The 26,413-nt window shown below is 59.1% G+C and carries 25 protein-coding genes, 4 tRNA genes and 1 pseudogene; 16 read left to right on the top strand and 14 right to left on the bottom strand.

Annotated features, from left to right (window positions below; all coding sequences use genetic code 11):
* The first annotated feature begins 36 nt into the window (after positions 1-36).
* The 5 genes from acs to PMI27_RS09545 all read left to right on the top strand — a co-directional run bounded on the left by acs (position 37) and on the right by PMI27_RS09545 (position 7,445).
* Entirely contained in the window at positions 37-1,974 is a 1,938-nt protein-coding gene (acs, locus tag PMI27_RS09525; RefSeq protein WP_024164583.1) for an acetate--CoA ligase, read from the top strand.
* A 65-nt stretch (positions 1,975-2,039) separates the two neighbouring features.
* Entirely contained in the window at positions 2,040-2,912 is an 873-nt protein-coding gene (locus PMI27_RS09530; RefSeq protein WP_008153313.1) for an oxygenase MpaB family protein, read from the top strand.
* 175 nt (positions 2,913-3,087) lie between these two features.
* The gene (locus PMI27_RS09535) at positions 3,088-4,104 is read left to right on the top strand and encodes a class I SAM-dependent rRNA methyltransferase (protein WP_008153314.1); all 1,017 of its coding nucleotides are present in this window, start codon (positions 3,088-3,090) and stop codon (positions 4,102-4,104) included.
* Between the two features lie 60 nt (positions 4,105-4,164).
* Entirely contained in the window at positions 4,165-7,149 is a 2,985-nt protein-coding gene (locus PMI27_RS09540) for a DUF748 domain-containing protein (RefSeq protein ID WP_008153315.1), read from the top strand.
* Positions 7,149-7,445: a DUF2845 domain-containing protein gene (locus tag PMI27_RS09545; protein WP_008153316.1), complete on the top strand. Its 297-nt coding sequence runs from the start codon at positions 7,149-7,151 to the stop codon at positions 7,443-7,445. The genes PMI27_RS09540 and PMI27_RS09545 overlap by 1 nt, the downstream gene beginning before the upstream one ends.
* A 287-nt stretch (positions 7,446-7,732) precedes the next feature.
* Here the strand turns inward: PMI27_RS09545 and PMI27_RS09550 are convergent, their stop codons facing one another.
* Together PMI27_RS09550 and PMI27_RS09555 are read right to left on the bottom strand one after the other, a co-directional pair.
* Positions 7,733-8,089, bottom strand: a complete 357-nt coding sequence (locus tag PMI27_RS09550) for a BON domain-containing protein (RefSeq protein WP_008153317.1) — start codon at positions 8,087-8,089, stop codon at positions 7,733-7,735.
* A 310-nt stretch (positions 8,090-8,399) separates the two neighbouring features.
* Positions 8,400-8,831, bottom strand: a complete 432-nt coding sequence (locus PMI27_RS09555) for a pilin (protein WP_008153318.1) — start codon at positions 8,829-8,831, stop codon at positions 8,400-8,402.
* A gap of 225 nt (positions 8,832-9,056) precedes the next feature.
* Between PMI27_RS09555 and pilB the strand changes: the two genes are divergently transcribed.
* From pilB to yacG, 5 genes are read left to right on the top strand one after another with little or no spacing between them, the layout of a single operon-like run.
* A complete protein-coding gene (pilB, locus tag PMI27_RS09560; protein ID WP_008153319.1) occupies positions 9,057-10,757 on the top strand; it encodes a type IV-A pilus assembly ATPase PilB in 1,701 nt (566 codons plus the stop codon).
* A gap of 2 nt (positions 10,758-10,759) precedes the next feature.
* On the top strand, positions 10,760-11,977 hold the full coding sequence (locus PMI27_RS09565; protein ID WP_008153320.1) for a type II secretion system F family protein: 1,218 nt from the start codon (positions 10,760-10,762) through the stop codon (positions 11,975-11,977).
* Position 11,978: 1 nt separating this feature from the next.
* Positions 11,979-12,851: a prepilin peptidase gene (locus tag PMI27_RS09570; protein WP_008153321.1), complete on the top strand. Its 873-nt coding sequence runs from the start codon at positions 11,979-11,981 to the stop codon at positions 12,849-12,851.
* Positions 12,848-13,471: a dephospho-CoA kinase gene (coaE, locus tag PMI27_RS09575; protein WP_008153322.1), complete on the top strand. Its 624-nt coding sequence runs from the start codon at positions 12,848-12,850 to the stop codon at positions 13,469-13,471. The genes PMI27_RS09570 and coaE overlap by 4 nt, the downstream gene beginning before the upstream one ends.
* Positions 13,468-13,668: a DNA gyrase inhibitor YacG gene (gene yacG, locus PMI27_RS09580; protein ID WP_008153323.1), complete on the top strand. Its 201-nt coding sequence runs from the start codon at positions 13,468-13,470 to the stop codon at positions 13,666-13,668. Before coaE ends, yacG begins: the two co-directional genes overlap by 4 nt.
* A 3-nt stretch (positions 13,669-13,671) precedes the next feature.
* On the opposite strand, the gene PMI27_RS09585 is transcribed toward yacG, so the two are convergent.
* Both PMI27_RS09585 and PMI27_RS09590 read right to left on the bottom strand, forming a co-directional pair.
* Entirely contained in the window at positions 13,672-13,887 is a 216-nt protein-coding gene (locus PMI27_RS09585) for a hypothetical protein (protein ID WP_008153324.1), read from the bottom strand.
* 63 nt (positions 13,888-13,950) lie between these two features.
* Positions 13,951-14,640: an energy-coupling factor ABC transporter permease gene (locus PMI27_RS09590; protein WP_008153325.1), complete on the bottom strand. Its 690-nt coding sequence runs from the start codon at positions 14,638-14,640 to the stop codon at positions 13,951-13,953.
* Between the two features lie 885 nt (positions 14,641-15,525).
* On the opposite strand from PMI27_RS09590, the gene PMI27_RS09595 reads away from it, so the two are divergent.
* Entirely contained in the window at positions 15,526-15,768 is a 243-nt protein-coding gene (locus tag PMI27_RS09595) for a DUF2790 domain-containing protein (protein WP_008154878.1), read from the top strand.
* Between the two features lie 13 nt (positions 15,769-15,781).
* Here the strand turns inward: PMI27_RS09595 and PMI27_RS09600 are convergent, their stop codons facing one another.
* From PMI27_RS09600 to PMI27_RS09615, 4 genes are all read right to left on the bottom strand, one after another.
* Positions 15,782-16,231 (bottom strand): methyl-accepting chemotaxis protein, encoded by a 450-nt coding sequence (locus PMI27_RS09600; RefSeq protein WP_415760683.1) that lies wholly within the window; start codon positions 16,229-16,231, stop codon positions 15,782-15,784.
* A gap of 194 nt (positions 16,232-16,425) precedes the next feature.
* Positions 16,426-17,694: an OprD family porin gene (locus PMI27_RS09605; RefSeq protein WP_008154881.1), complete on the bottom strand. Its 1,269-nt coding sequence runs from the start codon at positions 17,692-17,694 to the stop codon at positions 16,426-16,428.
* Positions 17,695-17,711: 17 nt separating this feature from the next.
* Positions 17,712-18,932 carry a benzoate/H(+) symporter BenE family transporter gene (locus tag PMI27_RS09610; protein ID WP_008154883.1) on the bottom strand — a complete coding sequence of 407 codons (1,221 nt, stop codon included), beginning with the start codon at positions 18,930-18,932 and terminating at the stop codon, positions 17,712-17,714.
* Positions 18,929-20,293, bottom strand: a complete 1,365-nt coding sequence (locus PMI27_RS09615) for an aromatic acid/H+ symport family MFS transporter (RefSeq protein WP_008154885.1) — start codon at positions 20,291-20,293, stop codon at positions 18,929-18,931. Before PMI27_RS09615 ends, PMI27_RS09610 begins: the two co-directional genes overlap by 4 nt.
* A gap of 253 nt (positions 20,294-20,546) precedes the next feature.
* Between PMI27_RS09615 and PMI27_RS09620 the strand changes: the two genes are divergently transcribed.
* The 5 genes from PMI27_RS09620 (at position 20,547) to PMI27_RS09640 (ending at position 24,007) form a co-directional block, all read left to right on the top strand.
* Positions 20,547-21,173 (top strand): DUF1780 domain-containing protein, encoded by a 627-nt coding sequence (locus tag PMI27_RS09620; protein WP_008154887.1) that lies wholly within the window; start codon positions 20,547-20,549, stop codon positions 21,171-21,173.
* A complete protein-coding gene (locus tag PMI27_RS09625; protein WP_008154889.1) occupies positions 21,170-21,697 on the top strand; it encodes an MOSC domain-containing protein in 528 nt (175 codons plus the stop codon). Before PMI27_RS09620 ends, PMI27_RS09625 begins: the two co-directional genes overlap by 4 nt.
* 54 nt (positions 21,698-21,751) lie before the next feature.
* On the top strand, positions 21,752-21,925 hold the full coding sequence (locus tag PMI27_RS09630; protein ID WP_008154890.1) for a DUF3094 domain-containing protein: 174 nt from the start codon (positions 21,752-21,754) through the stop codon (positions 21,923-21,925).
* A 60-nt stretch (positions 21,926-21,985) separates the two neighbouring features.
* On the top strand, positions 21,986-23,284 hold the full coding sequence (locus tag PMI27_RS09635) for an NAD(P)/FAD-dependent oxidoreductase (RefSeq protein WP_008154892.1): 1,299 nt from the start codon (positions 21,986-21,988) through the stop codon (positions 23,282-23,284).
* A 324-nt stretch (positions 23,285-23,608) separates the two neighbouring features.
* Positions 23,609-24,007, top strand: a complete 399-nt coding sequence (locus PMI27_RS09640; RefSeq protein WP_008154894.1) for an HvfA family oxazolone/thioamide-modified RiPP metallophore — start codon at positions 23,609-23,611, stop codon at positions 24,005-24,007.
* 62 nt (positions 24,008-24,069) lie between these two features.
* Here PMI27_RS09640 and PMI27_RS32515 read toward each other — a convergent pair whose 3' ends face one another.
* The 6 genes and pseudogenes from PMI27_RS32515 to PMI27_RS0229600 all read right to left on the bottom strand — a co-directional run bounded on the left by PMI27_RS32515 (position 24,070) and on the right by PMI27_RS0229600 (position 26,279).
* The gene (locus PMI27_RS32515; RefSeq protein WP_443200787.1) at positions 24,070-24,933 is read right to left on the bottom strand and encodes a methyl-accepting chemotaxis protein; all 864 of its coding nucleotides are present in this window, start codon (positions 24,931-24,933) and stop codon (positions 24,070-24,072) included.
* Positions 24,925-25,695, bottom strand: a pseudogene (locus PMI27_RS32510) (MCP four helix bundle domain-containing protein); the annotation flags it as partial. The pseudogene PMI27_RS32510 and the gene PMI27_RS32515, both read right to left, overlap by 9 nt.
* A 167-nt stretch (positions 25,696-25,862) precedes the next feature.
* A tRNA-Pro gene (locus PMI27_RS0229615) sits at positions 25,863-25,939 on the bottom strand.
* Positions 25,940-26,036: 97 nt separating this feature from the next.
* Positions 26,037-26,112 (bottom strand) — tRNA-Lys (locus PMI27_RS0229610).
* A 5-nt stretch (positions 26,113-26,117) separates the two neighbouring features.
* Positions 26,118-26,194: transfer RNA gene (locus tag PMI27_RS0229605), tRNA-Pro, on the bottom strand.
* A 9-nt stretch (positions 26,195-26,203) separates the two neighbouring features.
* Positions 26,204-26,279, bottom strand: a tRNA-Asn gene (locus PMI27_RS0229600).
* Positions 26,280-26,413 lie beyond the last annotated feature (134 nt).

Raw genomic sequence — 26,413 nt, 5'->3', positions numbered from 1 at the left:
TTATTACTTGTCGCAAAACAAGAATAAGGAACCGTCATGTTCGATATCAGCACGTTCCCCCAAGCCGATGCCGTCCGCCGGGCTGCACAATTGAGTCAAGACGACTACAAGCGCCTGTACCGCCAATCCATCGAGCACCCCAGCACCTTCTGGGCCGAACAGGCCACACGCTTTCTTGACTGGAGTACCCCGTGGGATACCGTCCAGCGCTATAACCTGAAAACCGGTGAAGCGAGCTGGTTCGCCGGCGGAAAGTTAAATGTCAGTTACAACTGCATTGACCGCCACCTGGAAAAGCGCGGCGATCAAACCGCGATCATCTGGGAAGGCGACGACCCTGCCGAATCCACGCAGATCAGCTACAAAAAACTTCATCACAACGTCTGCCGCCTGGCCAACGTGCTCAAAAGCCGTGGCGTGAAGAAAGGCGACCGCGTGTGCATCTACATGCCGATGATCCCCGAAACCGCCTACGCCATGCTCGCCTGCACGCGCATTGGTGCGGTGCATTCGGTGGTGTTCGGTGGTTTCTCGCCGGACTCTGTGCGTGACCGGATTCTCGATGCCGACTGCCGCACCGTGATCACCGCCGATGAAGGCGTGCGCGGCGGCAAAGTCGTGCCGCTCAAGCAGAAGGTCGACAAGGCGCTGCAAAGCTGCCCGAACGTCAGCACTGTCATCGTGGTCGAGCGTACCCAGGGCGAAGTGGACTGGGTCGAGGGCCGGGACATCTGGTATCACCAGGCGCTGCGTGACGTCAGCGACGATTGTCCGCCTGAGCCGATGGGCGCCGAAGACCCGCTGTTTATCCTCTACACCTCCGGCAGCACCGGCAAACCCAAAGGCGTGCTGCACACCACCGGCGGCTACTTGCTGCAAGCGGCGATGACCTTCAAGTACGTGCTCGACTACCGCGACGACGAAGTCTTCTGGTGCACCGCCGATGTCGGCTGGGTCACCGGCCACAGCTACATCGTCTACGGTCCGCTGGCCAACGGCGCGACCACGCTGATCTTCGAAGGCGTACCGAGCTACCCGAGCAGCTCGCGCTTCTGGCAGGTGATCGACAAGCACCATGTAAACATTTTCTATACCGCCCCGACCGCCCTGCGCTCCCTGATGCGTGAAGGCCCCGAACCGTTGAAGGAAACTTCCCGCGCGAGCCTCAGATTACTCGGCACTGTCGGTGAGCCCATCAACCCGGAAGCGTGGGAGTGGTACTTCAATGCCGTCGGCGAACAGCGTTGTCCGATCGTCGATACCTGGTGGCAGACCGAAACCGGCGGCATCATGCTCAGCCCGCTGGTCAGCGCGCAACGGATCAAACCCGGTTGCGCCACGCAACCGATGTTCGGCGTGCAACCGGTATTGCTCGATGAAGTGGGCAAGGAAATCAAAGGCGCCGGCAGCGGCGTGCTGGCGATCAAATCCAGCTGGCCGGCGCAGATTCGCAGCGTCTACGGCGACCCGCAACGAATGGTCGACACCTACTTCAAACCCTACCCCGGTTACTATTTCACCGGCGACGGCGCCCGGCGCGATGAGGATGGCGATTACTGGATCACCGGGCGCATCGACGATGTGATCAACGTGTCCGGGCACCGCATCGGCACCGCAGAAGTGGAAAGCGCGCTTGTGCTGCACGACAGCATCGCCGAAGCAGCGGTGGTCGGTTACCCGCACGACGTCAAGGGTCAGGGCATATACGCCTTTGTCACCCCCATGAACGGCACCGAGCCCAGTGACGAACTGAAGAAAGAACTGCTGGCTCACGTCAGCGAGGAAATCGGCAGCTTCGCCAAACCGGACCTGATCCAGTGGGCGCCGGCCTTGCCGAAAACCCGTTCGGGCAAGATCATGCGGCGCATTCTGCGCAAGATCGCCTGCAACGAACTGGACAGCCTGGGCGACACCTCGACCCTGGCTGACCCGAGCGTGGTCCAGGAGTTGGTCGATAAACGCCTGAACCAGTAATCGCTTGTTTCAAAAGCCTGCGCGGCCGTTAATGGCCGCGCCTCCTTTTCCGCCACTGAGTCGCCATGGAATTCATTCGAACCCGCATCGAAACCCAGATCATGAGCCTGACCGGTCTGTCTCTGGGCAAGCTCGACCTGGAAAACCCCAAGGGTGATCCCGGCTTGTTCGGCCCCGATTCGGTGAGCTGGCAAGTGCATGGCGACTTCAGCAGCATGCTGATCGGCGGCATCAGCGCCCTGATGCTGCAAGCCCTGCATCCACTGGCCCTGGCCGGGGTCTGGGACCACTCGAATTTCCGCGAGGACATGATCGGCCGACTGCGTCGCACCGGGCAGTTCATTTCCGGCACCACCTTCGGTTCGCGAAAGGACGCCGACTGGCTGATCGAGAAAGTCCGCACCATCCACCTGCAAGTGACCGGCACGGCACCGGATGGCCGGCCCTACGCCGCCAGCGATCCCGATCTGTTGACCTGGGTGCACGTGGCCGAAGTCAGCAACTTCCTCGCGGCCCATTTGCGTTACCGCAATCCGAACCTGTCCCTGGCTGATCAGGACCGTTACTACGCGGAAATCGCGTTGGTCGCCGAACGGCTCGGTGCTCGTAACGTGCCGCGTTCGCGGCAGGAAATTGCCGATTATCTTGAGCGCATTCGCCCACAGCTACTGTGCGATGAGCGCAGTCGAGAGGTGTTACGGCTGTTGTTGAACGCCCCGTCCCCCAGCCGTTTGGCCAGACCTTTCGGCGGTTTAATGATGAAGGCCGGGATCGACCTGCTGCCGGACTGGGCCAGTGACATGCTGGGCGTCAGCCAGAGCCCGCTGCAACGCAAGCTGATCCGCGCCAGCGTCAATCGCAGCGTGCCAATGCTGCGCTGGGCGGTGCGTAACGGCTCGGTACACCGGGCCAAACGACGGATGGGGTTGTTGACCTGATTGCCCCTAAAAGCATCGCGAGCAGGCTCGCTCCCACAGTGGATTTGTGTCGAGCATAAATTTTCAAACAATAGAGATTTCCTGTGGGAGCGAGCCTGCTCGCGATGGCAGCACCTCGGTCCCGCGCCAAGCTGTTAAACTCCCGCGCCAAATTCCCTCCTGCAAGGCGCCCAGCATGTCTTCCTTGAATCAGGCGCTGCGCGCCGCACTCGATCGCCGTCAAGACCTGCTGGCCGAGCTGCATCAGCAAGGCACCGATTGCTATCGCCTGTTCCACGGCAGCCAGGAAGGCGCCGGCGGCCTGACGATCGACCGCTACGGCCCGCAATTGCTGGTGCAAAGCTTTCACCAGTCGCTGGAACGAGATGCGCTGCTGCAACTGCACGACACCATCAATCAGCACCTGGGCCTCGAAACGCTGCTGGTCTACAACGATCGCTCCCGTGGCAACTCACGCATCGACCGTGAAGACACCGTCTACCGCGCCGACGAAGCCGCCCTGCAAGACTTGATCGGTCACGAATGGGGCTTGAATTACCGGGTTCGCGGCCGCCACGCCGGCCAGGACCCGCTGCTGTTCCTCGACCTGCGCAACACGCGCGGCTGGGTCAAGCAGCACAGCAAAAACAAAAGTGTGCTGAACCTGTTCGCCTACACCTGTGGCGTCGGCCTGAGTGCGGCGGCCGGTGGCGCGAGCGAAGTCTGCAACCTCGACTTCGCTGAGGGCAACCTGGCCGTCGGCCGTGAGAACGGCCTGCTCAATCCGCAGTTGCCGACCATGGACTTCATCCAGTCCGACTACTTCCCGGCCATCCGCCAGTTGGCCGGCCTGCCGATCAGCCAGCGCCGTGGGCAAAAACTGCCGAGCTATCAACGTCTGGAACAGCGTCAGTACGACCTGGTGCTGCTGGATCCGCCAGCCTGGGCCAAGAGCGCTTTCGGCACCGTCGACCTGCTGCGCGACTATCAGAGCCTGCTGAAGCCGGCACTGCTGACCACCGCCGACAATGGTGTTCTGATCTGCTGCAATAATCTGGCAAAAGTCAGCATGGACGACTGGCGCGAGCAAGTTTTGCGTTGTGCAGAGAAAGCCGGCCGGCCGGTGCGCGAGTGGACAGTGATGAAACCGGGCGGCGATTTTCCGTCAATGGATGAACAGCCGCCGCTGAAAACCCTGATTCTTCAGCTCTGAGATTCGTCCGAAAAATCAGATAAATCCTATAAAGCAGGATCACTTCGGAACCGGAAACGCATGCCATACTCCAACGCACTCCGATTCAGACAGATGAAGCCGCACATGCCCAAAGGATTGATTCGCGCTATTGGCGCTCTGTTGACCGCTCTAGCCCTCTACAGTCTGCTGGGGTTTCTGATTTTGCCGGGTATCGCGTTGCGGGTGGCCAATCAACAATTGGCCAGTTACGCGACAACGCCCGCGACGATCCAGCGTATCGAACTCAACCCCTTCAGCCTTGAAGTCACCCTGTGGGGCCTGATCATCGGCGAGCCGGGCAAGGAGCAGGTCGGCTTCGAGCGCCTGTACGCCAACCTGCAAATCGACAGCCTCTGGACCAAAGCGCTGCACCTGTCCGATATCGAAATCGACAAACCCAAGACCGAAATCCTCTTCGGCAAGGACGGTAAGCTCAATCTGCTTGGCCTGTTCAAAATCCCCGCCAGTGAACCGACCCCGGCCGACCCGAACGCCAAACCGTTCCCGTTGCGCATCGAGCGGATCAAACTGGCCGGCGGTGTCGTGCATTTCCAGGATCAACGCCCCAGCGAACCCATCGAATTCCTCTACGACAAACTCGACTTCGAACTGAAAAACCTCAGCACCCTGCCTGAAGACAGTGCCGACATGACCTTGGTCGCCATCGGCCCGGCAGGTGGACAGATCGACTGGACCGGCAATTTCAGCCTGATCCCGATCACCTCCGAAGGTAAGCTGAAGATCACCAACGGCAAAATGAAATCCTTTTGGCCCTATGTGCGTGACGCGGTGCCACTGGTGCTTGAAGACGGCGTCCTCAGCCTGAGCACCGACTACAAACTCAACCTGTCCAAGGAAACCGAACTGCTATTGAGCAACGTCGCCGTCAGCATCGCGCCGTTCGCGATCAAAGCACCAGACGGTCGGCCGCTGGCGAAGCTTGAGCGTCTGGACATCAGCGAAACCACCGTAGACCTGGCCAAGCAACAAGTGGTCGTCGGCAAGATCCGCAGCCAGAAACTGGAAACCTGGGCCGCCCTCGAGGCCGACGGGCAACTCGATTGGCAGAAACTGTTCGCCAGCCAACCGTCCAAAGCAGCCGTCAAAGCCAAGGCCGAACCGGCCGCCACGCCAGCCGCCGCCGACTCACCGAAATCCGACCCGGCGCCACCGAGCAAGCCATGGCAGGTGCTGCTCAAAGACGTGCAACTGCGCAATTACCAAGTGCATCTGGCTGACCGCAAGGCACAACCCGTGGTGGCGCTGGATGTAGGCCCGCTGAACCTGGACCTGCAGAATTTCGACAGCCTCAATGGCTCGCCTTTTAACCTCAAGCTCGATACGGGCGTGGGCAAGCAAGGCAAGCTCACGGCAGACGGTATCGTCAATCTCGCCCCGGTCAGCGCCAGGTTAAACGTACAAACCAAGGACATCGACCTGCGCGTCGCCCAGTCCTATATCACCCCGTTCATTCGCCTGGAACTGCGCAGCGGGATGCTCGGCAGTGATCTGGCGGTCGATCTGAAAAGCACCGAGCCGCTGGCATTCAGCGTCACCGGCCGTGCTCAAGTCGATCAACTGCATACCCTCGACACCCTCAAAACCCGCGACTTCCTCAAGTGGCAGCAGTTGGTGCTCGAAGGCCTGAACTATCAGCACGGCGACAGCCTGTCGATCGACAAGGTCAACCTGTTCCAGCCTTATGCGCGTTTCATGATCAACGATGATCGCACCACCAACATCGACGACCTGCTGATTCCGCAACCGCCGGACTCCGGCGCCAAAACGGCCGCTGCCAAACCGGCCAGCCAGGAAAAACCGCTGGGCATCCACATTGGCGGCATTGCCATCAATGACGGCTCGGCCAACTTCGCCGACTTCAGCCTGACCCCGAATTTCGCCACGGCCATTCAACAGCTCAATGGGCAAATCGGCACCATCGACAGCCGTCAGGCGAAACCGGCCAGCGTCGATATCAAAGGCAAGGTCGACCGTTATGCACCGGTCACCATCAAGGGCTCGGTCAACCCGTTCGACCCGATGGCCAGCCTCGACATCGCCACCAGTTTCAAACGTGTTGAACTGACCACACTCACGCCCTACTCCGGCAAGTTCGCCGGTTACCGCATCCGCAAGGGCCGACTCAATCTCGACCTGCATTACAAGATCACCAACGGCCAACTCCTGGCCGAAAACAAAGTGGTGGTCGAGCAGCTGCAACTGGGTGAAAAGGTCGACAGCCCAGACGCCGTGAGCCTGCCGCTGAAGCTGGCGATTGCCTTGCTCAAGGATGTCGACGGCAAGATTTCCATCGAGCTGCCGGTGAGCGGCGACCTGAACAACCCGCAATTCAGTGTCATGCCTATCATCTGGCAGACCCTGCGCAACCTGATCGTGAAAGCCGCAGCTGCACCCTTCAAAATGATTGGCGGGCTGGTCAGTGGCGGTGGTTCAGAAGATTTGGGCACCGTGTCGTTTGCGCCGGGTTCAAGCGACCTGAGCAAAGAGGCCGAAGGTTCACTGGTCAAACTGTCCCAGGCCCTCAAGGAACGTCCGGCCCTGCGCCTGGAAATCGAAGGCACCGCGGCCGCCAGCAGCGATGGCCCGCTGATCGCCGAGCAACGTCTGGAACGTGAATACCAGTACAACTACTACAAAATGCTCCAGCGCCGCGGTGACAAGGTGCCGGCTCAGGCTTCATTGCTGGATGTACCGGATAACGAGAAAGGTCCGCTGCTGGAAGGGATCTATCGCACGCGCCTGAAGACGCAGCCGCCCGCCGAGTGGAAGGATCTGGGCAAGGAAGAACGCACGGCAAAAATGCGCGAAGGCATAATCAAGTTCTGGAGTTCCAGCGACGTTCTCTTACGCCAGCTGGGCCAGGAGCGCGCCAGCAGCATCAAGGACTACCTGGTCGACAAAGCTCAGTTGGCCGATGACCGCGTGTACTTCATCGACGCTAACCTCGGCGAAGCGGAAAGTGACGGTCGAGTGGTTACGCCGCTGCATCTGGACGCCGAGTGATGGGCGCGAAATGGCTGATGAGCCTGGCTCTGGCGATGATCGCCAGTCAGGCCTCGGCCGCCGACACCCTGCGCTGCGGCAGTCAATTGGTCAGTGTCGGGGACAGGTCCAGCGAAGTGCTGCAGAAATGCGGAGAACCGGTCAGCCGTGATCTGTTGGGCTACAAGCGCAGCGCTAACCGACGGGAAGAATTTCAAGTCGAGGAATGGACCTACGGGCCCAACGGCGGGATGTATCAGTACCTGCGTTTTGAAGGTAATCGTTTGAAGCAGATCACCAGCAAGCGCGGTAGCTGACCCCACCACAATCTTATGTAGGCCCCGGTCAATGTGGGAGCGAGCCTGCTCGCGATAGCGGTCTTTTATTCAACATTAATGTCGAATGTTAGTCCGCAATTTCGAGCAGGCTCGCTCCCACATTTGGTTTTGCGTCGCTCACAAATAGAACAGGCCCCTGACACGAATGTCCGGGGCCTGTAATGGCCACATCCTTATGGCCTTTCGCATGAACTCTCCTGAGGCGGCAGACGTATTGCTCGGCCCGTCTGTCGCACCTTCTCCCAGTCCAGGCGAGAAGCCTTGTCTTACTCGGATTTCAGGCCGTCAGCGGAGACCGCCTGGACGCCTTTGATTTTCTTGGCGATCGCCACGGCGGTGGCTTTCTGAGCGTCAGTCACCGCAACGGTGGACGACAGGGACACTACGCCTTTGTTGGTTTCGACTTTGATGTCGGTACCAGGAATGCCTTTCTCGGTCACCAGGTCGGCTTTGACTTTAGTGGTGATCCAGGTATCGGAAGTAGCTTCTTTGGCTTTGGTGACTTCACCCGCCGCCAGAGTCATCGGAGCCTGGGTGGTTTGAGTGGTCTGTGCAAATGCAGCGTTGGCCATGGTCAGGGTCAGCGCGGTAGCAGTAGCGGCAGCGATAGCGAACTTCTTCATACGAGTAACTCCTGTTTTTCATAAAGTCTGCTGCGTGTCTTGTCAGCAGGGTTACTGGAGATAGTGCGAACGCTGTGCCAACTTTGAAACAGCCAACAAATACATAAAAATCAATAACTTACAAAAACACCTGATTTTCGGAATCATGCAAAATGCATGACTTCCAAATTATCGACATGCAAGTTGCGGGTTTTACCGCAGGCCTAAGGCCATGAATTATTGGAAGTTTTCTCAATTACTCAATTTTTCCCGAACGGCGAACAAAAAAATGCCCCGTCAAACAGACGAGGCATCAGATCAAGCCGCCAGATTACGCACCACTGCCGGGACAGCCTTTTGGTGCAAAGTCAGCGTTGACATTGCTGGCACACGTCCAGGTGCCCGCCGTGTTTCCTGATGAGCGAGTCAGTGTGATGGTCTTGCCCAACACCGGCCCTGGCGCATTAACCAGCGTACACGTGATCGTGCCTGCACCGTCTGAAGCTGTCCCTGAGGCAGCCAGCGTGCAATTGGAGGTCGTCGCCGCCGCGTTACCTGCAACCAATAGCAATGTAGGGTTGGTGCCTTGGTTGATGATGTCTTCGAAAGGCACTTTCAACGCGCTGATCTCAGCCAGGCCGGCCGTCACTTTGGCCCGGGCTTGATACTTGGAGTACTGAGGCAACGCAAACGTCGCCAGAATCCCAATGATCGCCACCACGATCAGCAGCTCGATCAGGGTAAAACCTTTTTGAGTCTTCATAGACAAGCTCCATGCATGAGTCGAAATCTCATGATCTGAACTAGCCGCAGCACAGCCCATGCCAAGCGCCGAGCCCCCTGTTGGCGGGGCGTAAGGCGAGTCCAGCGCCCTTTCCTACCCCCAGAATCCGCACTATCTGACACTTTTTGTCACCTCAACGCCGCTGGTTTGGTTCCTCCGCTTGACTAGGCTATAACTCATGAACTGTCTGCGTCCGGTATCCCAATGAATGACATCGCCCTTAGCGGTCTGGCCAAGCAATTGGTCCTGGCCGAGCTGCTCACTGACAAAAGCGCGCAACAGGCGTATCAGCAAGCCCAACGCAACAAAATCTCCCTGGTCAGTTATCTGGTGCAGAACAAACTGGTGAAGAGTCGCCAGGTCGCCGAGATCGCTTCGGAACACTTCGGCATGGCCTTGCTCGACCTCAACTGTCTGGACAAGGAAACCCAACCCAAGGGGCTGGTCAGCGAGAAGCTGATTCGCCAGCACCACGCCCTGCCCCTCTGGCGGCGCGGCAACAAGTTGTTCGTGGGTGTTTCCGACCCGACCAATCATCAAGCCATCAATGACATCCAGTTCAGCTCCGGGCTGAATACCGAAGCCATCCTGGTGGAGGACGACAAGCTCAGCGACGCCATCGAAAAATTCTTCGATACCCAAGGCACCGGCCTGGAAGACATGGCCGATGTCGACCTTGATGGCGTGGACATCGAGTCGATCGAGGACAGCAAACTGGAGGCCATCGCCGGCCAGGATGCCGATGACGCGCCGGTGGTGCGCTTCGTCCACAAGATGTTGCTGGACGCGATCAAAAGCGGCTCTTCCGACCTGCATTTCGAACCCTACGAAAAAACCTACCGTGTGCGGATACGCACTGACGGTATTTTGCGTGAAGTCGCCAAGCCACCGATTCACCTGGCCAATCGCATCGCAGCGCGGCTGAAAGTCATGGCCAGCCTCGACATCTCCGAACGGCGCCGGCCCCAGGACGGGCGGATCAAGATGCGCCTGTCCAAGAGCAAATCCATCGACTTTCGGGTCAATACCCTGCCGACCCTATGGGGCGAGAAAGTGGTGATCCGGATCCTCGACCCGTCCAGCGCCCAAATGGGCATCGACGCCCTCGGCTATGAGCCCGACCAGAAAGACCTGTACATGGCTGCCCTCAAGCAGCCGCAGGGGATGATTCTGGTGACCGGGCCCACCGGCTCGGGCAAGACTGTGTCGCTCTACACCGGGCTGAACATTCTCAACACCGTGGACATCAACATCTCCACCGCCGAAGACCCGGTGGAGATCAACATGGAAGGCATCAACCAGGTCAACGTCAATCCCAAACAGGGAATGGACTTCGCCCAGGCGCTGCGCTCCTTTCTGCGACAGGACCCGGACGTGATCATGGTCGGCGAGATCCGCGACCTCGAAACCGCCGAAATCGCTATCAAAGCCGCCCAGACCGGTCACCTGGTGCTGTCGACCCTGCACACCAACAGCGCCGCCGAAACCCTGACGCGCCTGCACAACATGGGCATTCCAGGTTTCAACATTGCCACCTCGATCAGCCTGATCATTGCCCAGCGCCTGGCACGCAAGCTGTGCAGCCATTGCAAAAAACCGATCGAGATTCCCCGTGAGGCGCTGCTCAAGGAAGGTTTCCCCGAGGAACGCATCGGCTCATTCACGATCTATGAGCCTGTCGGTTGCGATCAGTGCAACGGCGGTTACAAAGGGCGAGTCGGGATTTATGAAGTGGTGAAGAACACACAGGACCTGCAACGGCTGATCATGGCCGAAGGCAATTCACTGGAAATCGACAGTCAGATGCGTAAAGACGGCTTCAACGACCTGCGCACGTCAGGCCTGCTCAAGGCCATGCAAGGCATCACCAGCCTTGAAGAAATCAACCGGGTCACCAAGGACTGAATATGGCGGTCAAAGCAGCAAAAATCAGCGTCTACGCCTGGGAAGGCACAGACCGCAAAGGCACCAAAATGACGGGCGAATTGAGCGGTCAGAATCCGGCGTTGATCAAGGCCCAGTTGCGCAAACAGGGCATCAACCCCGGCAAGGTACGCAAGAAGTCCGCCTCGATTTTCAACCTGGGAAAGCGCATCAAGGCCCAGGACATTGCTCTGTTCACCCGGCAGATGGCGACCATGATGAAGGCCGGCGTACCGCTGCTGCAGTCCTTCGACATCATCGGTGAAGGCTTTGATAACCCGGCCATGCGCACACTGATTGACGAGGTGAAACAGGAAGTCGCAGCGGGGAACAGCTTCGCCGCCTCCCTGCGCAAAAAGCCTCAGTATTTCGATGAGCTCTACTGCAACCTGGTCGATGCTGGCGAGCAGGCCGGTGCCCTCGATACCCTGCTGGAGAGAGTGGCGACCTATAAGGAAAAGAGCGAAAGCCTCAAGGCCAAGATCAAGAAAGCCATGACCTACCCGCTGGCGGTGGTGTTCGTCGCGATCATTGTGACCGGGATTCTGCTGGTCAAAGTGGTGCCGCAGTTCGAATCGGTATTCAAAGGGTTTGGCGCCGAATTGCCAGCGTTCACGGTGATGGTCATCGGCCTCTCGGAATTCATGCAGGACTGGTGGTGGGCGATGCTCGGCGTGCTGATCGCGGCCATCTTCGGCGTGCGCCACGCGTTTAAAACGTCGCAAGGCTTTCGGGACCGAATGGACACCTGGCTGCTGAAGTTCCCGCTGATTGGCACGCTGATGTACAAGTCCGCCGTGGCCCGTTACGCCCGCACGCTGTCGACTACCTTTGCGGCAGGTGTGCCACTGGTGGAAGCCCTGGATTCGGTGGCCGGCGCTACCGGCAACATCGTGTTCAAGCAGGCGGTGCTGCGTATCAAGCAGGACGTGTCGACCGGTATGCAGCTGAATTTTTCCATGCGCGCCTCCGGTATCTTTCCGAATATGGCGATCCAGATGACTGCGATTGGCGAAGAGTCCGGCGCACTGGACGATATGCTCGACAAGGTCGCGAGCTTCTATGAGGACGAAGTGGACAACATGGTCGATAACCTCACCAGCCTGATGGAACCGTTCATCATGGTGGTGCTGGGTGTTATCGTCGGGGGCCTGGTGGTTGCGATGTACCTGCCCATCTTCCAACTCGGCACAGCGATCTGACATGCCCTTGAACGACATTCCGACCCTCCAGCCGTTGACCTTCGTGATTGCAGCCATGTTGGTCGGCCTGCTGATTGGCAGCTTTCTCAACGTGGTGGTCTGGCGCCTGCCAAAAATGCTTGACCGCGAATGGCGTGAGGAGGCTCGTGAAGTGCTGGGCTTGCCAGGCGAAACACCGCTGCCGACCTTCAACCTGATGCTGCCCCATTCCCAGTGCCCACATTGCGGCCATCGAATCCGCGCCTGGGAAAATATTCCGTTGCTCAGTTATCTGTTTTTAAGGGGGCGATGCTCGAACTGCACGGCAGCCATCAGCAAACGCTACCCGCTGACCGAACTGGCCTGCGGTCTGCTCTCGGCGTTCATCGCCTGGCATTTCGGTTTCGGCTGGCAGGCCTGCATGGTGCTGCTCCTGAGCTGGGGGTTGCTGACCATGAGCCTGATCGACGCCGAGCACCAACTGCTGCCGGATGTGCTGGTGCTGCCGCTGATATGGCTGGGGCTGATCCTCAACAGTTTCACCTTATTCGTGCCATTGCATGACGCATTGTGGGGCGCGGTGGTCGGCTATATGGCGTTGTGGTCGGTGTTCTGGCTGTTCAAGCTGATCACCGGCAAGGAAGGCATGGGCCACGGTGATTTCAAGTTGCTCGCGATGTTCGGCGCTTGGGGTGGCTGGCAGATCTTGCCACTGACCATCCTGTTATCGTCGATGGTGGGCGCCGTTGTCGGCGTGATTTTGCTGCGTTTGCGCAACGCGAAAACCTCCACGCCGATCCCCTTCGGACCCTATCTGGCAATTGCCGGCTGGATTGCCTTGCTCTGGGGTGGTCAAATAACCGGCTTCTATTGGCAGTTTGTCGGTTTGAAATGAATACCCCTGTGGAAAAACCCTGGATTCTCGGCCTGACCGGCGGCATCGGCAGCGGCAAAAGCGCGGCTGCCCAGCACTTCATCGACTTGGGCGTGCACGTAGTGGACGCCGATCACGCGGCGCGTTGGGTGGTAGAGCCGGGGCGCCCGGCGCTGGCCAGGATCGCCGAACACTTCGGCACCGGCGTATTGCAAGCCGACGGGCAGCTGGATCGCGCGGCGTTGCGCAAACTGATCTTCGAAGTACCAGAGGAACGCCGCTGGCTCGAAGCGTTGTTGCATCCGCTGATCGCCAAGGAAATCGCCGATCATCTGGCCAAGGCACAATCGTCTTACGCGATTCTGGTTTCGCCGCTGCTGATCGAGTCCGGGCAGTACGCCATGACCCAGCGAGTCCTGGTGATCGATGCCCCGGAACAACTACAGATCGAGCGCACCCTGCAGCGTGACCAGACCAGCGAGCAACAGGTCCAGGCGATCCTCAAGGCCCAATCCAGCCGACAGGACCGCGTGAGCCACGCCGACGATGTGGTGGTCAACGACCGCGACCTCGCCTGGCTGCACAGCGAGGTCGAACGCCTGCATCACTTTTACCTTACTTTGCGTGGAGGCCAGTCATGAGCCAGACCCCAACCGTCAATTGCCCAACCTGTGGCGCCCCTGTCGAATGGGTCGCCAGCAACGTCAACCGGCCGTTCTGCTCGGATCGCTGCAAATTGATCGACCTCGGGGCATGGGCCTCGGAAGAACACAAGATTCCGGTCAGCCCTGATGCCGAAGACGATCTGTTCAGCGAAGACTTCGAGCCGCGGCACTGATCTTCAAGGCCGCATAAAACCGTAGTCCTGGCTGTCATCGAGGTTTTCCGCGAGAAAACGCAACTCATCGGCCAGGTCTTCGACACTGCGCACTGCCTTGCTCTGTTGCACCACTGCACTGAGCAAGGCACGCAGGCTCAACCCCGGATCAAAACCCACTTCCTGCGCCCCATCCAGACTTTGACGCAACTCCTGCCTTGCCCATTCGTAGACACTCATTTCGATGCTCCTGAAGGTTTTCCAGAGCATGGATTCGTGAGCGATTTTTGCCTTTGATGTGGATCAAGATTTGGGATCGTCGTCTTTCCAGGGGGCCGAAAGGTAGCGCGTACGATTGAACGTCTCCAGCCACTCGGGGCAAAACACCACCAACGCGCTGACCACCATGCCGTTGATGAACGCTTCCGGAAAAATCAGCAGCCACAGATAACCGACAAAATCTTCCAGCCAATACGGCATGGCGAAACGTTCGTCGAACCACAGCAGCCACAGCGCCAGCAGCAGGCACAGCAACGCCGACAGTGCCGCTGCAAAAAAACCGGACACGAAGATATACACAAAGGGATTACGCGGTTGCGCTCGCTCCACCAGGATCGCGCAACATTCGGTGACCAGCACCGGCAGTAGAATCAGCAGCGCGCCGTTGACCCCCATCGCCGCCAGATCCTGCCGCCCGAGCAGCACCAGTCCCGCTTGCGCCACCAACCCGCCGACAATCGCCAGCGGCCAGTCGAGCAACAGGGTCACGGCGGTCATGCCGATAAAGTGGTAGGACACGCCGGTGTCGAAGTCTTGTCGCACCAGCCAGAGCATGAACAGCGCGAACACCGTGCCAAACAACAGATGTTGGCGGCGACTGTCGCTGAACAGTTCGACCCACGGTGCTCGTGCAACGGCCCAGATCAGTACCGGCACATAGATCAACCACCCCGCCGTGAGGGTTTCAGGTGACAGTAACTCGGCGCCGATCATGGCTGGGCACACTCCCTTGTCTTGCCGAAAGAGAACAGGTTCTCAGTCTACACCGGCCTTTGAATGCGCTTCGATTTCGGGCGTTTACGATGGGGGGCATATCCGTTGCTGCGGTAGCGGCTGCTGGCGGTTTCGCTCTTACAGCGAGTCACTTGGAAAAGCCCCAAGTAACCAAGGGCTCTTGCCCCGCCATTCGGTGCCTCGCCTAGGCTCGGCATGCCCTCACTCCGGCATTGCTCCGGGGGCCCGCCGCCATCGGCCATCCATGGCCGGGGGCGGCTACCGCGGCATCCTTGCCGCGGTGCCCCCTGCGCAACGCCTGCGTTCGGCCTCTGGGAAAGGGGCAACAGATCAAAATCAAAAGCCACAGCCACAGCCACAGCCACGGCAAGATCAAAAGATCGCAGCCTCGTTTCACTCGACAGCTCCTACAGAGGGAAGGGTGTACGCACGCTTCTCACCACTCAACAGGCCGAGCGTTAGCTCGCCTGCAGCTTTTGATCTGGATGCACCGCCGCCTCGAGAGGCCGAGTGGAGGTTCTGCGTAGTGGGCAACCCGGCATGGATGCCGGGTTAGCCGCCCCCGGCCATGGATGGCCGATGGCGGCGGGCCCACGGAGCAGGACCGGAGCGAGGGCATGCCGAGCCTTAGCGAGGCACCGAACGAAAGGGGCAGGAGCCCTTGGTTACTTGGGGCTTTTCCAAGTGACCCGCCGTAAGGGCGGAACCGTAATCAGCCATCACCGCAGAAACGGATATGTCCCCAATCAAAAAGAGCCACCGATTGTTACCTTTTTCGTAAAGCTGAATCAGGCATTGGCCCCTTTATCGGTCGCGGGCAAAGACTAGAATTCAGGTATCGAAATCAACACGGAGCACGGAAAAATGAAAACCCTGATCAGCTTGTTCCTGACCGTTGTCGCCACCTCGGCCTTGGCCGCCGGCAACGAACCCGCCGCCACCTCGTACAACCCGACACAGCCGCTGGACATTGCCGAAGTGGTTTCAGTGTCGAACACCGCGACCGCCTGCGGGGTTGTGCCTGCGGCCATGGAGTATGTCGATCATCAAGGTCAGACCCATCGCGTGACGTACGAGGTCATGGGTGATTGCACGAGCAACCTGTAATCACTGGCACGACTCACACGATCATTCGTTTCGCCTGCAAGGCCAGATCATGCAGGCCGGCCAGACGCGCCATGATGCGTTCGACCACCTCGACCCTGGCAACCGCACCGCTTTGCAGTTCGCCCATCGAGTGCAGGGCCACTCCGGCTTTTTCCAAACCCAGACGTGTGGAGCCGGACAACTGCTGAAGACCTTGGCGTGCCTGTTCAGCGGACTGTTCCAGCCCCGTAGCGATTTGCCGGATCTGCGCACTGGAGTCCGCGGCTTGACGCGAGAGATTGCGCACCTCATCGGCCACCACCGCAAACCCTCGGCCATGGCTGCCCGCCCTCGCCGCCTCAATGGCTGCGTTCAACGCCAACAGGTTGGTCTGACGGGAGATGTCCTGGATGCTGCCGACAATCGCGCCGATGCGCATCGACTGACTGCCGAGCTCATCGAACACTTGATCCAGACGCTGCATGTAGAGGTTCAGATCTTCCAGCACACTGGCCGAAGACTGCATGCTCAGCGCACTCGCCTTCACCCGTTCACCTGCCGTGCGCGCCAGTTGATTGGCAAAACGCATGTCTTCCTCGGTTTGCAGCACGGACTCGGTCAATTGCTCCAGCTTGACCTGCAAGCCGATTTTGTAAGTGGGTTGTTCTTTTTCAGTGGTCATAGCAGTGTCCAGGTGTAACTGAGGATCAGGCGGTTTTCGTCGATATCACTGCGGTAGTTGGAGCGAGCCATCGCGTTGCGCACTCGGATCCCGAGGCCTTTGAGGCTGCCGCTCTGCAGCACATAGCCGATGTCCAGATCGCGTTCGCGGTCCTTGCCCTCGAACCCTTTGCCGGTATCGACATTGCTGCCGGTGATGTAGCGCACGGTGCTGGTCAGCCCCGGCACGCCGAGGGCCGCGAAATCGTAGTCGTAACGCGCCTGCCAGGAGCGCTCATCGGTGTAGGCGAACTCGTAGGTCGGCACCTCGTTACCCAGTGGGCTGATGTTGGCAAACACTCGTGGAAAGGCGCTGTCGCCGAACATGCCCTGATAGCCGACATAAAACGTGTGGCCGCCACGCTTGGCCGACAGCAAGGAGAAGAACGCCTGGTTGTCGATGTTGCCCAGCAGCTTTTTGCCGTCTTCGCGCGAATCGTAATACCCAAGGTTGGCGCCCAGGATCCAGTTACCGAGTGGCTCGCTGTGCTTGAGGCCGAGAAAGCGCTGGTTGTAGATATCTTCCAGTTGCCCGAACCAGGCGCTGACCGAGCTGCGTTTATCGTTGAAGGAATAATCGGCGCCGGCAAAGTTGAAGCCATCGCTGCTGACCTGACGCTGCGGTACATGACCGAGCATGGCTTGCATCTTTTCGTCGCCGGCCTCGTTGCGCAGGCTGGTCGAGCTCAAGTGGCCACCTTGTAAGGTCAGGCCATTGATCTCGTTCGAGCTGATGCTCGCGCCCTGATAGCTGGGCGGCAGCAAACGGATATCGCTGAAGGCCAGCACCGGCAGGTTGGGTTGCAGTTCACCCACCTTCACTTCGGTTTTGGAGAAACGCACCTTCAACGCGCCTTCCAGACGGCTGTATTCATTCGCCGCGCGCCCGTCACTCTGCACCGGTAGCAAACCGGTATTGACCCGGTCCGGGCTGCTGTCGAGCTTGAGGCCGAGCAGGCCAATGACATCCACACCAAAACCGACGGGGCCCTGGGTGTAACCGGATTTGACGTTGAGGATGAAGCCCTGCGCCCACTCTTCAGCCTTCGATTGCTGGTTGGCCCCGACGATGTCGGAAAAGTCCCGGCTGAAGTAATAGTTGCGTGCTTGCAAGGTCGCCGTGGTGTCTTCGATGAAGCCACTCTCGGCCGCCATCGCACCGACGGAGAAACTCGAGACGACCGCCATGGACAACACTGAACCGGTTGTTGGAAGAATCTGTTTCATTGTTTTTTCTCTTATTTTTATTTATCGACAGGTTGAAGTGTTTCAGCCGCAGCGGATTTGCTGCGGGGAACGGGACGACGGGCCTTTAACAACACGTGCGTGACCATGCCGAAAATCAGCCCCCAAAAAGCAGCGGTCAAACCCAACAACGATATGCCCGACGCGGTGGTCAGAAACGTCACCAACGCAGCTTCGCGATCGCTCGGCACGGCCATTGCGCCGGCCAACGCCCCGGCGATCGCGGCGAACAGCGCCAGCCCGGCCAAGGCCGCGATCAGTTCTTTGGGGAACGCCGAAAACAGTGAAACCAGGGTGGCGCCGAAGATCCCCAGCACCAGGTAACACAGCCCGCCCACAACCCCGGCCACATAGCGTTTGCCGGGATTTTCATGGGCCTCGCGCCCGGTACAAATCGCCGCGGTGATGGCCGCCAGATTCAGCCCATGGCAACCGAACGGTGCCAACAGCGCCGTGCCCACCGCACTGCTGGCGATGATCGGACCGGCCGGTGTTGGGTAACCGCTGGCGCGCAGCACCGCCATGCCGGGAACGAACTGGCCGGTCAGCGCCACCATCACCAGCGGCAAGGCGATATTCAGGGTCGCGCTCAGGCTGAACGCGGGCGTGATCCACACCGGCGTGGCCAACCCGATCACCAACGCCTCGCTGCGCAAATCACCGGCGAGAAAAGCCATCGAGCAGCCCACCAGCAGCACCATCAACACCGCATACCGCGGCATCAGCCGTTTGCAGATCAGGTACGTGGCGAACATCGCCAGCACCAGCAACGGTTTGCCCTGCAACGAGACGAATAACCCGGTGCCGAAGCTGAACAGAATCCCCGCCAGCATCGCTGCCGCAATCGCCGCAGGCAGTTTGCCGATGATCCGGTCAAACGCCCCCGAGACCCCGACCAGAAAGATAATCAGGCTGCTGACCAAGTAAGCACCCACCGCCTCCGGCATGGAGATCCCCGGCAACAGTGCCACCAGCAACGCCGACCCCGGTGCCGACCACGCGATGATCACCGGGACGCGGTAACGCAGGCTCAAACCGATGCCGAGCACGGCGCTGCCGATGGAAATCGCCCAGACCCAGGAAGACAGCACCTCCCGTGAGAGGTGCGCGGTCTCGGCGGCCTGAAAGATGATCACCAAAGGGCCTGCGTAGGAAATCACCGTGGCGATAAATCCGGCGACGGCAGCAGACAGGGAAAAGTCCTGGAAGAAGATTTTCATGAAACCTCGCCGACAGCCCCGTCAGGCGATCCGTGGATGCCCGGCAACTTTTGTTTGGCGCTGCGCCGACTGCTGATGGCGAACACGGTCATGGCAATCGCGGCCACCGCACCGGGCAAGGCAAAGGCCATGAAGTTCAGTTGCAGCGGCAGGCTGATCCCGAGCAACGCACCGCCCAGCAGCGGTCCGACGATGGCACCGTTGCGCCCGATGCCCGAGGCCCAACCCAAACCGGTGGAGCGAATGGTCATGGAATAGAACTGCGCGGCGCAGGCGTACAACAGAATCTGCGAGCCAATGGTGGTGGCGCCGGCAATGGCGATCAGCAGGTACAACAGCGGCATCGGGCTATTGAAACCCAGCAAGGTGATCGACACCGCAGCCACGGCGAAGAACACCGCCAACACCCGCGGCAGGTTGAGTTTGTCTCCCAGCACACCGCCGCCCACCGCGCCGAAAATGGCACCGAAGTTAAGCACCAGCAGGAACGACAGACTCGAGCCCAGACTGTAACCGGCGTTGGCCATCAGTTTCGGCAGCCAGGAACTCAAGGCGTAGACCATCAGCAAGCAGCAGAAAAACGCCAGCCACAACATCAGCGTGCGCAGCGCACGACCTTCCCGAAACAGTTGCAACACCGGCGTGCCGGTGCCCTTCACTTCGCTCATGTGCAACTGATCGCCGGTTTGCGCGACGTACGCCGGGTCAATCCGCTGCAGGATGTTGCGCGCCTCTTCATTGCGCCCCTGGCGCAGCATGAAACCCACCGACTCGGGCAGGAAATACATGATCAACGGCAACAACAGCAACGGCAGCACCGCCACGTAGAACACCGATTGCCAGCCAAAACTCGGGATCAGCACGATACCGAGCCCCGCCGAGAGCATGCCGCCTACCGAATAGCCGCTGAACATGATCGCCACCAGCGTGCTGCGGATTTTCTTCGGCGCGTACTCGTTCATCAGCGCCACGACGTTGGGCATCACCCCGCCAATACCAAGCCCGGCAATGAACCGGCAAAGGCCAAACTCGGTGGGGTTGCGGGCAAAACCATTGAGCACGGTAAAACCGCTGAACAGCATCACGCAGATCGTGATGGTTTTTTTGCGACCGATCCTGTCCGACAGCGGGCCGAAAAACAGCGCGCCGAACATCATCCCGAACAGTGCATAACTGCCCAGTGCGCCCGCTTGCAGAGGACTGAGCCCCCACTCTTTCATCAGCATCGGCAGCACCACGCCGTAGATCACCAAATCGTAACCGTCGAAAATGATGATCAGGGCACACCAGAACAGCACCATCCAGTGAAAGCGATTGAATCGTGCGTTGTCGATAACCGCATGTACGTCGATCTTGCGCATGGCATTTATCTCTTGTTGTTATTTTTTTAAGAGCGTCGGCAACACGGCTAACGTCCGTACAGCCGAGGGTAGAGGCGCCAGGCGCGAGGCAATATCCGCTTTGCGCAGATCGCTATCCGTTTTGTGCAAGGCCCTGAACCGGGCGCTGAATGCGGATTGTGGCGGGCGTGACGCGAGGAAGATCGGGCAGACTTTGGCCCTCTCCGACAAATTGTCTTTTTTGCGATCACATTTGAACGCTAAGCTTGGGCTTATGGATGACTCAGATTATTTACGCCTGCTGACCATTGCGGCCGAGCAAGCCAACGCGTTCCTGTCCAATGCCCGCAAATGGGAGCGTGAGCGTTGGGTCTGTCAGCGCCTGCTGCAAGGCCTGAACATTCCCTATCGCGCCGACGAATTCGCCCCGGCCGGGGAGCCGCCGGACGTGCTGTTTCGTGACGCCAGTTTCGAAGTGTTTTTCGTGCTCGATGAAGGCCGACGCCTCAACGATGAATGGCGCGATGAGCTGCAACGCCGGCGCAGCGCGTTCTCCCTGAGTTCGCTGGTGCGCCGCGAGGCCAAGCCCCGGCGCATTCCGGCCAATGAATTCTTGCTGAGACTGGCGCCGACCTTGCGCAAAAAAGCTCACAACTACAAAGAACGCGGGATGGACCTGGGCGAACTGGACATCATCGCCTTCGCCAGCCTCAAGCGCGAAGTGCTGGACCTCAACAGCCATTTCCCGCCACCAACCGAATACCTGCGTCAGGGCTGGCGCTCGTTGTCGCTGGTCGGCCCGACCTTCGCCCGTGTGCTGTTCGCGCACCCGGATGCGCCGGATTTCCTGCGCAGCAACCTGGGTCGCAGCATTGTTTTCGACGTCGGGATCAGCCTGTGAGTCCATTGCAGGCGCTGATTGCCGAAGTGCCGCAAACGGGTCGCGTTCGCTGGATCGGCGTGCGGCCGCAATCACGTTCTCAAATGATCGAACTCGATGCCGTAGAGGCGCGACTTGAAGCCGGCTTGACCGGTGATCACGCGCGTCCCGGCGTACGCAATGCGCGGCAGGTAACGCTGCTGCAATGGGAGCATCTGGCGGTGATCAACTCACTGATGGCCCGCCCGGCGGATCAACCGGTGCTAGCGCAGGATTTGCGGCGCAACATCGTCGTCAGCGGCATCAATCTCTTCAGTCTCAAGGGTCGGCGCTTCAAGATTGGCCAGGCGATTTTCGAAACCACCGGCTGGTGCCAACCCTGCGCCCGTCTCGAGAATAACCTCGGCCCCGGGACCTTTCAGGCCGTTCGCGGACATGGCGGAATCACCGCCCGGGTGTTACAAAGTGGAATCATTCGCCTGGACGATACGGTGAGCGTCGAGCCTGTTCCGGACAGCGGCTATGCTCCGTTCAACGTTCGTTAAATCAGCCTGTAGCTTCTACACATTCAGCTACGTCTACCCCTGACGAGGCCCAATATGACCAGCCGCCTGAACCCCGACGACCAAAAGCATGTCGAAGAGTACCTGCAACTGTCCCAGCACCAAGTCGAGCGCCGGCCTTTCCGGCCGTGGATGCTCCTGGTGGTGGTGTTGGCAGTGACCATTGGTCTGGGCCTGTTGAGCCGACTTATCAGTTACCTGACGCTATGAGCTGCATCGCGCTCGCTCGGGTAATTGCACCGATTTCTTTTAGCCTTGCGAGATATCCCCATGACTCATCGTATTGTCATCGTTGGCGGCGGCGCCGGCGGTCTGGAGTTGGCTACCCGTCTGGGTAAGACTCTGGGCAAGCGCGGCACGGCCAGTGTGATGCTGGTCGACGCGAACCTGACCCACATCTGGAAACCGCTGTTGCACGAAGTGGCGGCAGGGTCGCTGAACTCTTCCGAAGACGAACTCAACTATGTTGCCCAGGCAAAATGGAACCACTTCGAGTTCCAGCTGGGGCGCATGAGCGGGCTTGATCGCGCACAGAAGAAAATCCAGCTGGCCGCCACCTACGACGAAGCCGGCATTGAACTGGTCCCGGCACGCGAAGTGGGTTACGACTCGCTGGTGATCGCGGTCGGCAGCACCACCAACGATTTCGGGACTCAGGGCGCGGCGCAACACTGCCTGTTCCTCGACACCCGCAAACAGGCCGAGCGCTTCCACCAGCAATTGCTCAACCACTACCTGCGCGCCCATGCCGGGCAGACCGACAAGGTCGAGCAGATCAGCGTGGCCATCGTCGGCGCCGGCGCTACCGGGGTTGAACTGGCCGCCGAACTGCACAACGCCGCCCATGAACTGGCGGCTTACGGCCTGGACCGGATCAAACCGGAAAACATGCACATCACCCTGATCGAAGCCGGGCCACGGGTATTGCCTGCGCTGCCGGAACGTATCGGCGGGCCTGTGCATAAAACCCTGGAGAAACTCGGGGTCAACGTCATGACCAATGCTGCGGTCAGCGAAGTGACGGCCGACAGCCTGATTACCGCCGATGGCAAAGTCATCAACGCCAGCCTGAAAGTCTGGGCGGCCGGGATTCGTGCACCGGGCTTCCTCAAGGACATTGATGGCCTGGAGACCAACCGGATCAATCAGCTGCAAGTGCTGCCGACCCTGCAATCCACCCGCGACGAGAACATCTTCGCCTTCGGTGACTGCGCGGCCTGCCCGCAGCCAGGCACCGATCGCAATGTGCCGCCGCGCGCCCAGGCTGCGCATCAGCAAGCTTCGTTGCTGGCCAAATCGCTGAAACTGCGGATCGAAGGCAAGCCGCTGCCTGAGTACAAATACACCGACTATGGCTCGTTGATCTCGCTGTCGCGTTTTTCGGCTGTGGGTAACTTGATGGGCAACCTCACCGGCAGCGTGATGCTGGAAGGCTGGCTGGCACGGATGTTTTACGTGTCGCTGTATCGCATGCACCAGATGGCGCTGTATGGCGCGTTTCGTACCGCGATGTTGATGTTGGGGAGCAAGATCGGGCGCGGGACTGAGCCGCGTCTCAAACTTCACTGACACCACACAAATCCACTGTGGGAGCGAGCCTGCTCGCGATAGCGTCTAAACAGTCGACATCAATGTCGCCTGACACACCGCCATCGCGAGCAGGCTCACTCCCACAGTTGATCTCCATTGATTTGGAGATCTGTGTCTCACTGTATCTCCCCCGCCGTTTCATCCCCTTCGCTTACAAACTCCCTCTTGCGCGACACAGTAGCGATACACCACACCCGCTAAATGGCCACACCCGAGCAAGGCAACCCTCCAGCTACGGTTATCGCCGCACTTACGTGGCGTCCTTTATCGAACGGTTGTGTCGTGCAACCCAGGAGTATTGAAATGTCCCGTACCACCAAAAACACTATCGGTCTGCTCGGCGCGGTTTTGGCCGGTGGCATGATGTTGTCCGGCTCCGTATTCGCCGCGCAACCGCTGACTCAGGGCTACCTGCTGGCGTCGTCCGAACAGGTCGTGAAGACGCCTGAAGGTAAATGTGGCGAAGGCAAGTGTGGCGATGCCTCGATGGCAAAAACCGACACGGATGGCGACGGCAAGGTATCCCGTGCCGAATTCCTGAAAGTCGCGCCGAAGTCCAACTTCGACAAGATCGACACCAACCATGACGGCTTCATCGACGAGCAAGAGGCTTACAACAACGTGAAAGCCAACTTCGAAGCCAATGGCAAGAAAATGCCAAAAGGCCTGTTCGAGCACTTGAAAGACCAAGACGGCGCCTAAGCTGCCGAGCACCAGGCCGCGCTTTTCCGTCGAGAAGCGCGGCTTTTTTGCGTCTGGAAGATTTAAAGCTGGAAGCGCCGCACCATGCCCTGCAAGGCATTAGCCAGTTGTGACAGCTCATGGCTGGACGCGCTGGTCTGATCCGCCCCGGCGGCGGAACGCACCGAAAGGTCGCGAATATTCACCAGGTTGCGATCCACTTCCCGCGCCACCTGCGCCTGTTCTTCGGCAGCGCTGGCGATCACCAGATTGCGCTCGTGAATCTGATGAACCGACGCGGTGATGGTCTGCAACGCTTCACCTGCACGCTCGGCCAAGGCCAATGTGCTGGCCGCACGGCTTGAGCTGGCGTGCATGGAATCCAGCGCCTGAGTTGAGCCGTTGCGCATGCCCTGAACCATTTGCTCGATTTCCTGAGTCGATTGCTGCGTGCGATGGGCCAAAGCGCGAACTTCGTCGGCAACCACCGCGAAACCGCGACCGCTTTCCCCGGCGCGCGCCGCTTCAATGGCTGCGTTGAGGGCCAGCAAGTTGGTTTGCTCGGCAATCGCACGAATCACATCCAGTACCTTGCCGATGTCCTGAGACTGGTTGGCCAGGGACTGCACCAATCCACCCGTGATCTGTACATCGCTGGCCAGGGCGCCGATGGCCGTGACTGTTTCGCTGACCCGCTCCTGCCCGGCGTGCGCGGACTCACTGGATTGGCGCGTGGCGTCGGAGGTCGACACCGCGTTGCGGGCGACCTCCTCCACCGCGGTGGTCATTTCAGTGACAGCCGTCGCCGCTTGTTCAATCTCATTGTTCTGCTGTTGCAGGTTCTGCGTGCTGTCGAGGGTGACGGCATTCAACTCGTCAGCCGCTGTCGCCAATTGCGCGGCCGAGCCGCTGATACCTTGCAAGGTTTCGCGCAGGTTGCGCTGCATGGTCGCCAATGCCTTGAGCAAACGACTCACTTCATCGTTGCCATGGGTTTCGATGGGGCGCGTCAGGTCGCCTCGTGCCACGTTTTCCGCGGCATCCAACGCTTCGCTCAACGGTTTGACGATGCTGCGGGTCAGCAGCATGGCCAGGCCGACGGTGGCCAATGCCGCCAATGCGATAAACAGGCTGACGATCATCCGCGATGTTTCGTAATGCGCTGCAGATTTCTGGCTCTCGGCGGCGACTTGTTTGGCGAACAGATCCGCCAGGTCAGTGAGCTGCTTGCCGGAACCATCGACCACGGTTTTCATGTCGACCAGCAGCAACTTGGTCAATTCGTCATGACGACCCTGCTCGGCCAGGGAAAAAGATTGGGCAATGCCGGCACGATAAGCCGCGAAGGTAGTTTTGAACTGGTCATACAAGGCTTTGCCTTCGACTGTGTTGACCAACCTGTCATACGCCGCAATCTTCTCGCTCAACTCTTTGTCGCGAGTGTCCATCTGGCCGCGGTAGACAGCGATATTCTTCGGATCCTGATCCAGGGCCATGCGCAGGGAAATGGTACGGATGCGCAGCATGATCTCGCGGATCTCGTCACCGCCGCGAATGCTCGGTAGCCATTGTTTCTCCACCGCCACCTCGCTATCGCGAATGCTCGACATCTGCCCCAGGGCAAAAATCCCGAGCAAAGCGACCAATACGGCAATCAAGGCAAACCCCAAGGCTGCCCGAGGAGCGATATTTAACTGTCGAAGCACCATAACGAACGCCTTTTTCTTGTAGTGGCCTGGATAAGGGGCGTTGTTTCGGCAGTACCCCGTCGCCTCGTTATCGGCAAGTTGTACGATGACTGAAGTGTTATTTCTCGAAGACAAAAAATCGAAGACAAAAAAAATCCCCGTATCTTTCGATACGAGGATTTTTAATATGGTCGGGGTAAGGGGATTCGAACTCCTGACATCCTGCTCCCAAAGCAGGCGCGCTACCGGACTGCGCTATACCCCGGTAATAAAAAGGCGACCTTTAAAAAGTCGCCTTCTTCGATCAGTGCTTTTGGCCTCTGATCTTAAGATCTGATCCCAGCGTGAACTGGTTTCAAAAATGGTGGGTCGTGTGGGATTCGAACCTACGACCAATTGGTTAAAAGCCAACTGCTCTACCAACTGAGCTAACGACCCAAAAATGGTCGGGGTAAGGGGATTCGAACTCCTGACATCCTGCTCCCAAAGCAGGCGCGCTACCGGACTGCGCTATACCCCGGTTTGAAATTGGCTCCGTGACCAGGACTCGAACCTGGGACCCAATGATTAACAGTCATTTGCTCTACCGACTGAGCTATCACGGAACTACATATTTCAATTTACAACTGTGAAGCTTGCTTCACCTCTTCGACCCGTTCGCATCGCTGCGTTCGTGTGTCTGAGGCGCGCTATTCTACAATCTTAAGCACCTCTGTCAACCCCCTAAATTGCTTTCAAG

The organism is Pseudomonas sp. GM41(2012) (genome assembly GCF_000282315.2).
Lineage (GTDB): Bacteria > Pseudomonadota > Gammaproteobacteria > Pseudomonadales > Pseudomonadaceae > Aquipseudomonas.
This window is presented reverse-complemented; position numbering and strand designations above follow the sequence as displayed.

What these genes read in the sequence shown, in the direction of transcription:
- acs (WP_024164583.1), top strand. Translation starts at nt 37, where the DNA reads ATGTTCGATATCAGCACGTTCCCCCAAGCCGATGCCGTCCGCCGGGCT.
- PMI27_RS09530 (WP_008153313.1), top strand. Translation starts at nt 2,040, where the DNA reads ATGGAATTCATTCGAACCCGCATCGAAACCCAGATCATGAGCCTGACC.
- PMI27_RS09535 (WP_008153314.1), top strand. Translation starts at nt 3,088, where the DNA reads ATGTCTTCCTTGAATCAGGCGCTGCGCGCCGCACTCGATCGCCGTCAA.
- PMI27_RS09540 (WP_008153315.1), top strand. Translation starts at nt 4,165, where the DNA reads ATGCCATACTCCAACGCACTCCGATTCAGACAGATGAAGCCGCACATG.
- PMI27_RS09545 (WP_008153316.1), top strand. Translation starts at nt 7,149, where the DNA reads ATGGGCGCGAAATGGCTGATGAGCCTGGCTCTGGCGATGATCGCCAGT.
- PMI27_RS09550 (WP_008153317.1), bottom strand. Translation starts at nt 8,089, where the DNA reads ATGAAGAAGTTCGCTATCGCTGCCGCTACTGCTACCGCGCTGACCCTG.
- PMI27_RS09555 (WP_008153318.1), bottom strand. Translation starts at nt 8,831, where the DNA reads ATGAAGACTCAAAAAGGTTTTACCCTGATCGAGCTGCTGATCGTGGTG.
- pilB (WP_008153319.1), top strand. Translation starts at nt 9,057, where the DNA reads ATGAATGACATCGCCCTTAGCGGTCTGGCCAAGCAATTGGTCCTGGCC.
- PMI27_RS09565 (WP_008153320.1), top strand. Translation starts at nt 10,760, where the DNA reads ATGGCGGTCAAAGCAGCAAAAATCAGCGTCTACGCCTGGGAAGGCACA.
- PMI27_RS09570 (WP_008153321.1), top strand. Translation starts at nt 11,979, where the DNA reads ATGCCCTTGAACGACATTCCGACCCTCCAGCCGTTGACCTTCGTGATT.
- coaE (WP_008153322.1), top strand. Translation starts at nt 12,848, where the DNA reads ATGAATACCCCTGTGGAAAAACCCTGGATTCTCGGCCTGACCGGCGGC.
- yacG (WP_008153323.1), top strand. Translation starts at nt 13,468, where the DNA reads ATGAGCCAGACCCCAACCGTCAATTGCCCAACCTGTGGCGCCCCTGTC.
- PMI27_RS09585 (WP_008153324.1), bottom strand. Translation starts at nt 13,887, where the DNA reads ATGAGTGTCTACGAATGGGCAAGGCAGGAGTTGCGTCAAAGTCTGGAT.
- PMI27_RS09590 (WP_008153325.1), bottom strand. Translation starts at nt 14,640, where the DNA reads ATGATCGGCGCCGAGTTACTGTCACCTGAAACCCTCACGGCGGGGTGG.
- PMI27_RS09595 (WP_008154878.1), top strand. Translation starts at nt 15,526, where the DNA reads ATGAAAACCCTGATCAGCTTGTTCCTGACCGTTGTCGCCACCTCGGCC.
- PMI27_RS09600 (WP_415760683.1), bottom strand. Translation starts at nt 16,231, where the DNA reads ATGCAGCGTCTGGATCAAGTGTTCGATGAGCTCGGCAGTCAGTCGATG.
- PMI27_RS09605 (WP_008154881.1), bottom strand. Translation starts at nt 17,694, where the DNA reads ATGAAACAGATTCTTCCAACAACCGGTTCAGTGTTGTCCATGGCGGTC.
- PMI27_RS09610 (WP_008154883.1), bottom strand. Translation starts at nt 18,932, where the DNA reads ATGAAAATCTTCTTCCAGGACTTTTCCCTGTCTGCTGCCGTCGCCGGA.
- PMI27_RS09615 (WP_008154885.1), bottom strand. Translation starts at nt 20,293, where the DNA reads ATGCGCAAGATCGACGTACATGCGGTTATCGACAACGCACGATTCAAT.
- PMI27_RS09620 (WP_008154887.1), top strand. Translation starts at nt 20,547, where the DNA reads ATGGATGACTCAGATTATTTACGCCTGCTGACCATTGCGGCCGAGCAA.
- PMI27_RS09630 (WP_008154890.1), top strand. Translation starts at nt 21,752, where the DNA reads ATGACCAGCCGCCTGAACCCCGACGACCAAAAGCATGTCGAAGAGTAC.
- PMI27_RS09635 (WP_008154892.1), top strand. Translation starts at nt 21,986, where the DNA reads ATGACTCATCGTATTGTCATCGTTGGCGGCGGCGCCGGCGGTCTGGAG.
- PMI27_RS09640 (WP_008154894.1), top strand. Translation starts at nt 23,609, where the DNA reads ATGTCCCGTACCACCAAAAACACTATCGGTCTGCTCGGCGCGGTTTTG.
- PMI27_RS32515 (WP_443200787.1), bottom strand. Translation starts at nt 24,933, where the DNA reads ATGCAGCGCAACCTGCGCGAAACCTTGCAAGGTATCAGCGGCTCGGCC.